The organism is Parahoeflea halophila, from assembly GCF_900220985.1.
Taxonomy (GTDB): Bacteria; Pseudomonadota; Alphaproteobacteria; order Rhizobiales; family Rhizobiaceae; genus Hoeflea; species Hoeflea halophila.
This window is the reverse complement of record NZ_OCPC01000004.1, coordinates 26,099-38,980: the sequence shown is the minus strand read 5'-3', so window position 1 is coordinate 38,980 and position 12,882 is coordinate 26,099. Positions and strand designations below refer to the sequence as shown.

Here is a 12,882-nt window from a genome sequence, read left to right as displayed (position 1 = left end):
ATTCTAAGCCTTCAAAGCGAAATTGTTGAGGAACCACATACCATAGCGGTGGCTCTTTTCCGGATGAAACTGCGCGCCGCGTATGTGGCCCCGCTCAAGGGCAGAGGTGAAGTGAAACCCGGCATACTCCGTCTCCAGCAGAGCGTCGGCCGGGTCGGTACAGACAACGTGGAACGAATTGGCAAAATAGAAGCGCAAGCGGTCAGGCGGCTCTGAGAGAACCGGCGACGGCTTCATCCCGCGGGCCTCGTTCCATCCCATGTGCGGCACGCGCATGCCGGGATGGTCCTGACTGCGGAACTGGATTGCCTTCGCATCTATCCAGCCCAGGCCAGCCTCGCTTCCCTCTTCGCTGGCCAGGCCCATCATCTGCATGCCGAGACAGACGCCGAGAATCGGAACCCGCTCTTCGAGAACCTTGGCGTTGAGCGCTTCGACCATGCCGCTGGCCCTGAGCGTGCGCATTCCGGCATCGAACGCTCCGACCCCGGGAAGAATGATCTTCTCGGCTGCCATCACCTCGTCCGCAGTTGTCGCGAATCGCGACACGATCCCGAGCTTCTTCAGCATGTTCTTCATCGAGCCGAGATTGCTGGTGCCGTAGTCGATGATGGTAATGGGTGTCATGCCGCAACCGTGTTTCTGTCTGACGCCTCCGGTGCCACGGACATGCTGGCCAGAACGGCTTCGACCCGCCCCGGGAAGTCATGCTCGAAGAAGTACCGGCTGGTTTCGTCTGGCACAACTCCGAAGGATCGGTCCCGTACCATCCTTGCAAGATCAGCCGGCGTCTCGATAAGGCACGCGCCCGGAACATCGAGAAGATCAGCCACCGATTCATGCGTTTCCAGAGCGAGAACTCCGGTCGGCGTTCCTATTCCCAAGGCATCGTAGTGACATGTCGACGAGATGCTGATGTGAAAATCGGAGCGGGCGATAAAGGTATGCGTGCTGTTGGCCGACGCGCCCGAATCGATGACGACCCTTGGATCGGCGCCAAACCGTTGCTCATAAAAATTCTGGTCGTGGTCATAGGCCGGGTGCAGCTTGATCACCAGTTCGAACTGTTCCTCGCAGAGGCGGAGAAATGCCGTAATGAAGTCGCCCAGTTCCTTGCGGGCGATGCCTTGCGTGCTCAGCGTTATCCTCGGAACGGCACCAGGACTGTATTGGGACGCGCGAACAGACCTGGCCCTTTCGAGGAACGGTGCTCCGACCGGGTGCACCCGGTTGTTCATGTACAGCCATGAATCGCGCAGGACGTCGGCGGAGAACCTGCCGTAGACCGCAAACGACGAGGGCATAAGCAACCCCCTTGCTTCATCTTCCGACAGGTCCGGGGGAAGGGCGTTGGGATGGACATGGGTAAATACGCCGTGCTGCATCTCGATGTAGGGGACACCAAAATGCTGCGCTGCACTCATCAACCCGAACTGACCGTTGTCGGGACAGAGGACGGCTTTCGGACGCACGCGTCGGAGCACCAGGCGGTAGAGCAAGACGCGCCACCAGAATACGTTGTACACACGGCGGATTCGGGCCGGTGTGTAGTCATCGAAACCCAGTTCGCTGGTGATCGCCCGAGAAATGGCCTCAAAGACCGGGTGGCGAACCACCACCGGAAACAGGCGTCCCAAAATGGCGCTCAAGGCAATCACCGATGTGTCGTCGAAAACCGGCGGCGTGGACGCCTTGGCGATTCTGCTTTCATACCCGGCCGCATCGCAGGACGACACCTTGACCATGTCCGGCATGACCCACCTGAGATCATCGAAGTAGACATCCTCAAAGCCAGCCGGCGTCTCACGCCGGTAGGCCGAATCGAACGTCTTGCAGAAATAGGAAGAGCGCGGCAGCCGGAAGAACTGGAGAAAACCGCGCAGGAGACTGCCGACCAGCCGGCGCCGTCCGGCCGGTGCACGCTCAAGGCCAAGCCCCTGGATCCTGACCGATACTTCGAAGCGGATGAGTTGCCAGACCGCGGTCCCGTTTACTCGCTGCGCGAACACGCCGGTCCGGCGTTCGAACTCCCTGACGAAAACCGAGACCTCCGCTTCCGTCATCTTTTGCTGGGATTCACTCATCTACAACTCGCGTGTATGGACCAGAAACGCTGCCCTCCAAGGCAACGGTCTGAGGCGCTGGGAGAGGATAAACGCGGAAACAAACAGGAAGATCTGGGCAACCAGATAGGCCTGAGCCGCCCCCTTGAGGCCCACAACTTGTATTAGTACAAATGACAAACCCGCGTTGAAGAGTCCACAAGAAATGGTGACGGCGGAAAGAGAAAGTGTCTTGTTTCTGTAGAAAATAATGTTGGAGACAAAAAAGTACATGCCACCAAATGCCTGGCCAAGTGCAATCAGCCAGATCAGAGAGGCCGCTTCGGCGAATGCGGGTCCGACGAGTACAGGCAAGACCCAAGGGGCCGCGGCTCCCGCAGCAAGGGCTATTGCGACCAATCCCAAGAAGTACAAAAGGCCGTAACGGACAATGCGCACGTCCACGGCTTTATCATTGCGCTTGAGTGCCTCGAGTTGCCACGGGGAGATGGCCCTGTTGCACGCATCTGCCAGCAGATAGATACCGAGACCAATCTGGACCGCGACCATGTAGATCCCGGTCTCGGCCACTCCCAGAAGATTGGCTATCAGCACCCGGTCAACCGTTGCCAGCAGCATGCCGCCCAGAACATGCGGGATGAGGGGTAGTCCGAATTTCAGAGCATTGAGAATATAGGCCCTGCTCGGAACCAGCTTGAAGTAGCCGTCGGCGAACAGCGAGACGGCGGCGGCAAAGCCAAGCAGCAGAATACCGGCAGATATTCCGATAAGCCGACCTTCCCAGGCCAGCGCGAACGCCAGCACGAGCGCCACGGAAATGCTTGCGTCCACCAGCGCCTGACCAACCCGGAAGACGGCAAAATAGCCGGCGTGCTTTGCAGACTGGAAAATGGCAAGCCGGATGAGAAGGACGAACTGCACGGCCGACACGCCGACGGCGACCATCAACCAATCGTGCGGAAGTTTGGTCAGGTGTTCAAGCGGCTCCCGGAAGACTGTCACCAGCGCAAGCAGGGTCACGCTGGTCACCGCGAGAATGATGAAGCTGTTTCCGACATAGCGCGGGAAGTCATACTCGTCCCGGTCGAAATAGCGCATGCCGACGGCACCGTGAACGGAAAGCCCGGTCAGGGATCCGAACGCGGTAATGACGATCGAGAACATGGCAACAATGCCGTAATCTTCCGGCGTCAGGACCCTGGTCAGGACAGGCATAAGAAGCAGCGGCATCGCCGCCGCGAGCGCATTGGTGGCCGTAAACAGGAAAACCGATCGCAGGATCCTGGCGTTCAGCATGTCAGCCAAAGAAGGATTTCAGGGCCTTGCTGACGGTTGTGACGTCGGCCTCGCTCATGTGCTCCCCGATAGGCAGGCTGAGAAGGGTGCCGGCTGCCTTGTTGACAAAAAGGTCTTCGCCGCCCTGGTTCAAATAGTCGTAGGCGCGCAACTGGGTCAGTGCGACGGGGTAGTGGATGCCGGTTTCGATCCCCTGGTCCGCCAACCAGCGCTTGAGTTCGTCACGATGATCGGTGCGTACGACAAACAGATGATAGACCTGTCTGGCCCAATTGGCGCGACGCGGCAGCGCGATCCCCTCGATGCCGGCCAGTTCCGTCATATAGAGTTCTGCAATGGCAATGCGGCGCTGCGTCCAGTCATTCAGGTGCGGCAGCTTGGCTGACAGCACCGCAGCCTGGATCCCGTCCAACCGGGAGTTTCGCCCTTCAAAGTCATGGTCATACTTGGCAATGCGGCCATGGTTGGCGATCTTGCGGGCCTTTTCGGCAAGGGCCGCATCGTTGGTGACAATCGCTCCGGCATCACCATAGGCACCGAGATTCTTGCCCGGGTAGAAGCTGAAGGTTGCGATATCGCCGATCGTACCGACCGTCTTGCCGTGGCTGGTCGCACCATGGGCCTGGGCGCAATCCTCGATGATCTTCAGATCGTTTTCGTCGGCCAGCGCCTTTAGTTCGGCCATATCACAGGGATGACCGTAGAGATGTACCGCCATGATGGCCGATGTCCGGGACGTCAGTTTTGCCCGCACGGTTTCCGCCGTCAGGGTGTAATGCCCCGGATCCACGTCGGCAAAAACCACCTTCAGACCTGTGCGCGTGACCGCCTCGGAACTGGCTATGAAGCTGTTGCCCGGCACGATCACCTCGGAGCCCGGGGGAAGGTTCAGCGCCTCGAGCGCTATCTCGATCGCATCGGTTCCGTTGCCAACCCCGATGCACCAGTCCGCTCCAAGCCACGAGGCGAATTCTTCCTCGAACTTCTTCGCGTAGGGACCGCTTACAAAGGCCGTATCGGCGATGACGGAGGCAATGGCCGCATCGATTTCAGGCTGAATGGATTGATACTGCGACTTGAGGTCGAGGAACTTGATCATGGCAGGTTTCTGAGTTTGCGGCAGGGATTTCCGGCATAGATCCCCGGCTCTTTGATGTCGCGTGTGACAACGCTTCCAGCCCCTATCACAGCACCGTCACAAATGCGAACGGGAAGTATGGTGGCATTGCTGCCAATGGAGACATTGTTGCCGATCACGGTGCTGCGCCATTTTGTCTTGTCACCGCGGGCGGGGCCGCCCCCTTCGAACAGGTCGTTGATAAAGACGACCCCGTGGGCAATGACGCTGTCGGCTCCGATGTCGACGAATTCGCAGATGAAACTGTGGGACTGGATCCGTGTCCGCGCGCCAATGCTGACATTGCGCTGTATCTCGACAAACGGGCCAATGAAGACGTCATCAGCGATGGAGCAGCCATAAAGGTTGACCGGCTCTATGACGGTCACGCCCTCGCCGAAAGTCACGTCGGCGGCTATGCCGCTGCTTCGAATGACGGGGGCCGCCAAGATCCTACCTCCCGAGCCTGGAATGAACAGGCTTGACCGGCAGAAAGATCTCCTTGCCGGTTTCAACGGATTCATAGATCGCGTTGATGAGCTGGATGCTCTTGCGTCCTTCGCGTCCATCGACGGTCTGGGATGCGCCGTTGGCAAGGCAATCAACGACGTGCTCGTAATACATCTGGTGGCCGAAACCGTAGACGTTCGGCGGGTTCACCGAGTATTTCTCCATGAAGCTGTCTTCTTCCTGACGGCCATCGGCAAAGTTCCATGTCTTGAGCTTGTTGACGGCAAAGCCGCCAACCTCGACGGTGCCGGTGGCGCCAAGCAGCGAGATCGACCCTTCCAGATCCTTCGGACGCGCGGCGGTGGTCGCTTCGATCAGACCAAGCGCGCCATTCTTGAACTTCAGCAGGACGACGGCCGTATCTTCGGCCTCAATGTCGACCAGCGCCGTGGTGCTCTTGGCGAAAACGCTCTCGACCTCCCCCATCATCCATTCCAGAAGATCAATGTGGTGGCTCGCCTGGTTGGTCAAGACACCGCCGTCCATGGCCCAGGTTCCGCGCCAGGCGTCCTGATCATAGTAGGACTGATCGCGGCACCAGCGAACCCGTATCGTTCCCATGATCAGGTTGCCGAAACGGCCTTCGTCAAGAGCTTCGCGCAGTTTGACCACCGGAACGTTGAAGCGGTTCTGCTTGACCACGAAAAGGCGCGAGCCCGAGGCCTCGCAAGCCGCGATCATCGAATCGGCATCTTCGAGCGTCAGTGCCATCGGTTTTTCCACGACGATCGCCTTGCCATACTTTGCCAGCTCGATGACATGCCTGGCGTGGTTGCCGCTTTCGGTCAGAACGACAACAACGTCGATCTCGCCGCCCGACATCATTTCGTGCATATCGGTGAACACGGGAACATCGAACTGCCGGCCGATCGCCGCAGCCTTGGCTTCCACGATGTCGCAAACAGCAACAAGACGTGCGCCATCGATCTGATTGTGACCGAGAAGTTCGGAATGCCGTTTTGCGATCCGGCCGCAACCCACGAGGGCGAAGTTAAGCATTGTGCGCCATCCAGCCTGTTTTGGTCCAAGTCCCAAGCCCTATCACATTCCGCTGTGACGGAAACGGTTGCCACAGGCGCGCAATGGTTGAAGGGCTCAGAGGTTTATGAAGCGCTCCAGAAAGCCCAGACCCGCCGGCCCACTGCGTTCGGGATGGAATTGCACGCCCATCAGGTTGTCACGCCGGACAGCCGCCGTGATGGCGTTGCCACCATAGTCGACAACCGCGAGGCGGTGTGCCGGATCAGAAGGGGTGCAGTGAAATGAATGGACGAAGTAAAAGGAATCATGCGCGCCGCCATTGGCCACCGGCGTCGCCGCCCAGTCTTCGCCGGAAACGTTTTCTGCGGGTCGGACTTCGCCCCAACTGATATGCGGGACACGCAGCGGTGCGCCGTCGGTACCGGTGCCCGGTATGCGGTCAACAATTCCGGGAATAAATCCCAGGCCGGTGTTCTCGCCGAACTCGGTCGACTGGTCCATCAAAAGCTGCATGCCAATGCAGATTCCAAGGAACGGCCGTTCGGTTTCGACAAAGCGGCGAAGCGTTTCATCCAGACCCAGGTCGCGGAGTGCGGCAATTGCCCTTCCGAACGCGCCCACGCCTGGCAGTATGACCTTGTCGGCAGACAGAACATCGGAGGCGCTCCGGGTCAGGTTCGGTTCACAACCAGCTTGCTTGAGGGCGTTGCAAACGGAGAACACATTGCCGATGCCATAATCGACCACAACGATGGATTTACTCATACCTGCACCATTTCCGACTTGTGAGCCCGCACCGGTATCGACGCCTTGGCAAGATCATCGCGCAGAGCCCCGAAGGTTACCGCATCGGTGTGCAACGCCTTGGCGAGGGAAACCGCAGTTGCACCCGCTCCCACGGCCTGAGCAACATGCGCACTGCCTGCGGCACCGCCCGAGGCGATGACCGGAATATCAACTTCGCGGGTCACGGCAGCGATCAGATCGAGATCCATGCCTTTCATGGTGCCGTCACGGTCAATGGAGGTGATGAAAATTTCGCCCGCACCGAGGCGCGCGCCTTCCACGGCCCATGCAATCACATCACGCTCGGTGTGATTGCGTCCGTTGTCGGTCATCGCCTCCCACCCACCTTGCGGCAAGCGCTTGGCTTCGATCGAAAGTACTGTCGCCTGGGACCCGTAAGTGTCCGAGATTTCACGCAGGATATCAGGCCGCTTGGTTGCGGCGGTGTTGATCGCAACCTTGTCGGCACCGACGTCAAGCAGTTGCTTGACGGACTTGAGGTCCCCGATTCCGCCACCGACAGTGATCGGCACAAACGCCTCCTGAGCCACCTCCCGAACAATGTCGGAGAGATTGTTTCGCTCATAGAGACTGGCGACCACATCCATGTACAGCAGTTCGTCAGCACCCTGCTGGTAATACAGCTTCGCACGCTCTGCAGGGTTGCCCATTTTCCGCCAGCCTTCCATCTGAACACCCTTGATCAGGTGCTGGAGCTTGACGTCAAGACGGGCAATGAGACGGATGTTCATGGTAAATCCTGACTGCGCGATCAGTTCTCGTCGAAGACACGGCGGCGAAGTTTCCACTCGCCGTTCTCGTAGGCCCAGAGATGCGGCGAGCGGAAGCGATTGGCCAGGGCATCGAAATAGTCGCGGTCCATGACCGGCGCTTCGAACTGCTTTGACGCTTCCGGGAATTCCTTCTCGGGCAGGCTGAGATATTCCATCAGTTCGTCGGCAAAACGGTCGGGGAACTCGCCGTCGTAGCGACGCACAAGAGCCACACCCTCTTCGCGCTCGATGTCGTTCGAGCGGATTTCCTGGGCGGCATCGTAGGTGGTGCGGCCAATACCGAACTTGATGAATGTCGTGTAGTAGTGCAGATCGTCGATGCGGTCATCGATCGAATTGTACTTCGAATAAGTGCCGGGGGTACGCTCCGGCGACGCTTCAAATCCGCCGTTCTCGACAGCGAAATAGTAAGCCGCCTGGGGGTGCCACTTCAGATAGTAACCGAGGTAATGCACCTCGATGCCCTTCTTGTTGAGCTCTTCCGGATTGGACGGGCGGTACACATCGAGATCGACCGGACGCACCTTGTAGTCATCCTGCAGCGACTGGATGGAGGTGCCGCCCAGGAAAATCTCGCTGTCGGCAGAGTTCGAGAAGTAGGAGAAATCCCGCTTGGCAGAGGTGTTGTCTGCGATCGGATTGCCGTACTCGGCTTCATTCTCACCGTAGAAGATAAGCGGGATGTCCATGCGCGCTGCCATCTTGGGAGCATAGGACTTCTGACCGAAGATGAACGGCTGGAAGGGATGGAACAGGTTTTCCACGGCCAGCCGCGTGATCAGGCGCTTGACGCGGCCGTTCGGGGTCAGAAGGTAGTTGTCGAAACCGGAATGAATCCAGCGCTGGAAGTTGCGCCAACCCCATTCGGTGTAAACGTGCGGAGCCCATGTCACCGTCAGCGGGTTCATGCCGAATTCGTACTTCAGCATCCACGACTGGTAGAAGCTGTCCTTGCCGCCGGACCCGGGGACAAGGCAATCATAGTGGCCATTGCGCGAGCGGAACTTGTCGCACAGGACCTGCAACTCGCGGCGGCGCTCTTCCCAGTCGATGTCACCGTGCTTGCGCTCGGCCATGCGGCAGGCGTCGCAAACGCCTTCGGCGTCGAAATTGATGGTCTGCTTCTTGCTGTCCTTGGTGTGCTTGTGCTCGACGGTCGAGTTGGGCCGCTGGTTCGAGATCACGCACCTGGAGCAGAAGGCCACGCTCTGGGGCAGGCCATAATAAGTTTCCGGATCATCCTTACTGGACGCATACTTGCCCAAATCAAGTTTGTCTTTGCGTGGATCCGAGTGGATAAAGCCCATGGAACGTCCTGCCTTCAGTCTGATCTTGTTTGCCGGTGGTTAACCGCAATCACGCGTGAGCGCAAGGCCAAAGCCCGCAGCTTCGCAGCTTCAGGCGATATCCGCCTCTTCCACAGGCGAGAACGCCGCCACGTCCCGCGTCAACGACTTGCCAACCAGTTCCTTGAGGCGGGCCGGCGGCAAGCCTGTCTCCGGTCTGAGCGGGACGAGGTCGTCGGCGGTGACGACGTGACCCTGCGGAAGGTCGCGCAGGAATTTCAGGCCTTTCCTGACCAGCGACCGGGCCTCCATCTCGACCGGCCGCGGTGCCTTGACCCCATCACCACGGATAAGTTCGGCGCGGCGGATGTCGTCGACCATGGCCTTGAGCTCATCCGGCTCCAGCGAGGCTGCATGGTCGGGCCCTTCCATGGTGCGATCAAGGGTGATGTGCTTCTCGATAAGCTGCGCACCGGCCGCGACCGCCATTGGCGCCACCAGGATGCCGGTGGTGTGATCGGAATAGCCAACGGATTCGCCAAGCTCTCTGGCCATCGTCCCCATCGCAGCCAGATTCACCTCTTCAAGCGGCGTTGGATAGGCCGAAGTGCAATGCAGCACCACGAGGTCACCCTCGTGATCGAGCCTGTCCCAGACGGCCCTGATCGTGCGCACGCATTCAGCGACTTCCTCCAGAGTGGCCATGCCCGTTGACAATACGATCGGCAGGCATGCCTCCGCAGAGGCTTCGACCAATGGTGTGTTGGTGATCTCACCGGAGGCTATCTTGATCCGCTTGATCCCGAGATCGAGGAGCAGCCGCAGGGAGGCCTTGTCAAAACCGGTCGACATGAACTCGATCCCGCGGGCCTCGCAATGGGCCACAAGCTCTTCGTGGTCCTCTAAGCTCAGTTCCAGAGACTTCAGCAACTTGTACTGGTCCAGGTCGGCATCATTCTTCTTCTGATAGGCAACCGCCTGGGTACCCTCAACGATCAGATCGTCGGCGCGGAACGTCTGAAACTTGGCGGCATCCGCGCCCGCATCCGCAGCAACGTCGATGAGCCGCCGGGCGATTTCCATATCGCCGTTGTGGTTGACTCCGATTTCGGCAATGACAAAGCATCTCTTCGAGCTCATTCAGCCCTCCCTGGGCAGTGTGGTCATTTTCAACAGTCGCGCAGGAGTCCCGCCATAGATTCCCGGCTTGGATATGTCAGTCGCCACCGCGGCGCCGTTTCCGATGACGATACCGGAGCCGACACTCTTTCCGTGCCGAATGCTCGCATTCGAACCAAGGAAAGACCCTTCTCCAAGCCTGGCGCCGCCCGCAAGGACAGACCCAGGTGCAAGATGCGCGAAATCAGCCGTCTCGCTGTCGTGTTCGACAACTGCATTGTGATTGACGATCACGCCTTCGCCGACCCTGGCAAGAGTGGCTACCACCGCTCCCGCGCACACCGCAACCCCTCTGCCGATGAGCGCCGAGGGACTTATGACGGCGGCTGGATGCAGAACGTTTGCGGGGGCAAATCCCTTTTGCAGAAACTGGTTGAAGAGCCGCCGCCGCAGGGCAGGGTCTCCGACCGCGGCAATGAACCGCCACTCCGCCGGGCGCGCATCGACATCGGTTTCCTTTGCCACGCAGGGGCAAAGGGTGAAGGTCCACCCGGTTGCCGCATGTGGGTCTACGACCAACAACCGTGAAAACCGGCCGCTCAGGAACGCCGCCTCGGCGACAACCCTGCCATGACCGCCGCCTCCAACGATCAGAAGACCCCGCTGGGAACCTTCGCTTGCGGGTGAAGACGGCTCGGCGCTTTTGCGGGTTCCTGCCATGGCCTGGCCGCTACCCTTTCCGGATCATGCCGGGCAGATCGCTGAACGGCTTTCTGCCCAGGCCTTCAAACCGCGCCTTCTCGAGCACCGAAACGATGCGGCCTGTCGCATTGCCGGGCCTGCCGTAGGGAGGCGTCTTCGCCTTCAGGCCGTCGCGGAATGCCGGGTCGAGCGCCCTGGCGATACCGGCCTTGATGTCCGCGGCGGTTTCCGCGACGTCGATGATGCTCTGCGCGCGCAACCGCCCCTCCTGGCGTGTTCCGATGTTGACCGTGGGGACATCAACCGCTGGAGCTTCGATGATGCCCGAGGAGGAGTTGCCGATCACCATCGTCGACGCCTTCATCGCTGCAAGATAGCGCACCTGACCGAGGGATGTAACCAGCCGTACCCGGTCCGGCCACCGTGCCTCATAGCTTTCCAGCCTCTCGTTGATGCGCCGCCCGCCCGGATCGGCATTGGCCTTGGTGATCACCAGCTTGAGATCCGGAAAGGTCTCCAATGCCTCAAGCAGTGCTTCAAGCCCTGCCAACGGTCCGGTTTTTTCCATTGTGGCCGGATGGTAGGTGACCAGCGCGTAGTCAGAGTCTGCGGGAAGGTCGAGGTCAGCCATCAGACCGGCCTTCGACGGCAAATCCAGCCGGAGAAAATTGTCCAGGCCGACGGTCCCCACATTGAAGGTCCGGTCGGGCGCCTCGCCCATCTGGATCACCCGCTGCCGGTATTCCTCGGCTGCGGTGAAATGCAGGTGCGCCATTTTCGTGATGGCGTGCCGGAAAACTTCATCGATGGCGCCCAGAGTGACTTCGCCGCCATGGATATGGCCGACCGGTATATGCAGAAACGTGGCCGCGGTCGCCGCCGCCAATGCTTCGAAGCGGTCTCCGAGCAGGATGAGACAGTCCGGCTTGATCCCCTCGAGCGCCGACAGAAAGCCCTCGGTCGCCCGGACATAGGCGCGGCCCATGCCGGCGTCGCTGTCGTCCCCGTCCAGGCAGGGCACGGTCGCGTCGATTTCGAAGCCGTCCTGCCGGATGAACCGAATGGTTTCACCGAACTGCGGCGCCAGATGCATGGCGGAGGCGATGATGCTGAGCTCGAACCGGGGGTGATCGCTCAGATCACGCATCAACCAGTAGAGAAGGCCGTAGTCCGCTCTGGTTCCGGTCGCGATGCAGATGCGTGATCGGGTCATGGCCTCAACGATCGGCTATACCGTAGATACGGGCGACCAGCTCGGTGCTCTTGAGCGCATCGTCGATGGTTGCGGCACCGGTGTCCCGCCCTTGCCAGGCCCCCACGACCCGCTCCGCCTGAAGCCTGAAACCGGGCTTGTATCCCTGGTCGGCTTGTGAAGCTGCTACCTCGTTGAGACTGCGTTCGCCGGCATTCTGATAGACCGCCTTTTCCAGCGGGCGCATTTCCCAGCGCCGGTGCGGCGCTGACACCGTGCAGGCCCAGGGCCCCGGCCCGTTCCATATGCCCTGGTAAATGCCGGTGTCGCCAGAGGAGAAGCGGACATGCGCCAGCACCACGCCCGGGTCTTCCGCATCCCACGGCTGCAGGACCTCCACATCACTGATTTCGCCGCGGCCAAAGGCCACGAGATAGTCAACAAGGTGGATCGAGTTGGCGTACATCCAGTTCTGGACCACCGATTCGGCGTGACCGATGACACGGGCCGTCTCGAGGCTCTGCTGGTCCTGCACCTCGATGAAGCGCGCACCACCATTCTCGGCGAGATCGGACAGGGCGGCCTGGGTGGAGCCGAGCGTCCGGCGGTTGAGGCCAACCCAGACCTGCCGGCCCTTCTGCTTGACGAGTGCATGCAAAGACCGCGCTTCCGCCAGATCGAGGCCTATCGGCTTCTCCATGAACAGCGCAACCGGCCGCTCGAGGATCTTGCTGGCGACTTCCAGAATGGCAGGTTCATAGACAGCCATGACCACCAGATCCGGTCTTGCCGTATCCAGCATTTCACCAAGGTCGTCGTAGACCGCATCAATGCCGTGGCTTGAGGCGATGTCCTGCGCCTTCGACTTGGTCCGGTTGCAGATCGCCACGAACTCGACGCCTTCGAGACCTTGGAACGCCTTGGCGTGCTCGGCTATCATTCCACCGGCGCCGACGAAGGCGACGCGACAGATTCTCGGATTTTGCATGGCAACACTCTCGGAATTGGACTGGATATATCCTACAGGTCCGCCTAA

General features: G+C 59.9%; 13 protein-coding genes. All 13 read right to left on the bottom strand.

Annotated features, from left to right (window positions below; genetic code table 11):
* Positions 1-3 precede the first annotated feature (3 nt).
* Positions 4-627 (bottom strand): imidazole glycerol phosphate synthase subunit HisH, encoded by a 624-nt coding sequence (gene hisH, locus CRO46_RS13495; RefSeq protein WP_097108327.1) that lies wholly within the window; start codon positions 625-627, stop codon positions 4-6.
* Positions 624-2,084 carry a hypothetical protein gene (locus CRO46_RS13490; protein ID WP_097108326.1) on the bottom strand — a complete coding sequence of 487 codons (1,461 nt, stop codon included), beginning with the start codon at positions 2,082-2,084 and terminating at the stop codon, positions 624-626. Before CRO46_RS13490 ends, hisH (CRO46_RS13495) begins: the two co-directional genes overlap by 4 nt.
* Positions 2,085-3,359: a lipopolysaccharide biosynthesis protein gene (locus CRO46_RS13485; RefSeq protein ID WP_097108325.1), complete on the bottom strand. Its 1,275-nt coding sequence runs from the start codon at positions 3,357-3,359 to the stop codon at positions 2,085-2,087.
* A 1-nt stretch (position 3,360) separates the two neighbouring features.
* Positions 3,361-4,458 carry a DegT/DnrJ/EryC1/StrS family aminotransferase gene (locus CRO46_RS13480; protein ID WP_097108324.1) on the bottom strand — a complete coding sequence of 366 codons (1,098 nt, stop codon included), beginning with the start codon at positions 4,456-4,458 and terminating at the stop codon, positions 3,361-3,363.
* A complete protein-coding gene (locus CRO46_RS13475) occupies positions 4,455-4,925 on the bottom strand; it encodes an acyltransferase (RefSeq protein WP_097108323.1) in 471 nt (156 codons plus the stop codon). Before CRO46_RS13475 ends, CRO46_RS13480 begins: the two co-directional genes overlap by 4 nt.
* Before the next feature lie 4 nt (positions 4,926-4,929).
* The gene (locus CRO46_RS13470) at positions 4,930-5,985 is read right to left on the bottom strand and encodes a Gfo/Idh/MocA family protein (protein WP_097108322.1); all 1,056 of its coding nucleotides are present in this window, start codon (positions 5,983-5,985) and stop codon (positions 4,930-4,932) included.
* A gap of 96 nt (positions 5,986-6,081) precedes the next feature.
* Entirely contained in the window at positions 6,082-6,732 is a 651-nt protein-coding gene (gene hisH, locus CRO46_RS13465; protein WP_097108321.1) for an imidazole glycerol phosphate synthase subunit HisH, read from the bottom strand.
* Complete coding sequence (gene hisF / locus CRO46_RS13460) at positions 6,729-7,505, bottom strand: imidazole glycerol phosphate synthase subunit HisF (protein WP_097108320.1); 777 nt, start codon at positions 7,503-7,505, stop codon at positions 6,729-6,731. Before hisF ends, hisH (CRO46_RS13465) begins: the two co-directional genes overlap by 4 nt.
* 20 nt (positions 7,506-7,525) lie before the next feature.
* Positions 7,526-8,854 (bottom strand): N-acetyl sugar amidotransferase, encoded by a 1,329-nt coding sequence (locus CRO46_RS13455; RefSeq protein ID WP_097108319.1) that lies wholly within the window; start codon positions 8,852-8,854, stop codon positions 7,526-7,528.
* Positions 8,855-8,944: 90 nt separating this feature from the next.
* Positions 8,945-9,973, bottom strand: coding sequence for an N-acetylneuraminate synthase (gene neuB, locus CRO46_RS13450; protein ID WP_097108318.1), 1,029 nt, complete (start codon positions 9,971-9,973; stop codon positions 8,945-8,947).
* Positions 9,974-10,672, bottom strand: a complete 699-nt coding sequence (locus tag CRO46_RS13445) for a NeuD/PglB/VioB family sugar acetyltransferase (RefSeq protein ID WP_097108317.1) — start codon at positions 10,670-10,672, stop codon at positions 9,974-9,976. It abuts the gene before it with no gap.
* A 10-nt stretch (positions 10,673-10,682) separates the two neighbouring features.
* Positions 10,683-11,867 (bottom strand): UDP-N-acetylglucosamine 2-epimerase, encoded by a 1,185-nt coding sequence (gene neuC, locus CRO46_RS13440; protein WP_097108316.1) that lies wholly within the window; start codon positions 11,865-11,867, stop codon positions 10,683-10,685.
* A 4-nt stretch (positions 11,868-11,871) separates the two neighbouring features.
* Positions 11,872-12,834 (bottom strand): Gfo/Idh/MocA family protein, encoded by a 963-nt coding sequence (locus CRO46_RS13435; protein WP_097108315.1) that lies wholly within the window; start codon positions 12,832-12,834, stop codon positions 11,872-11,874.
* Between the last annotated feature and the right edge of the window lie 48 nt (positions 12,835-12,882).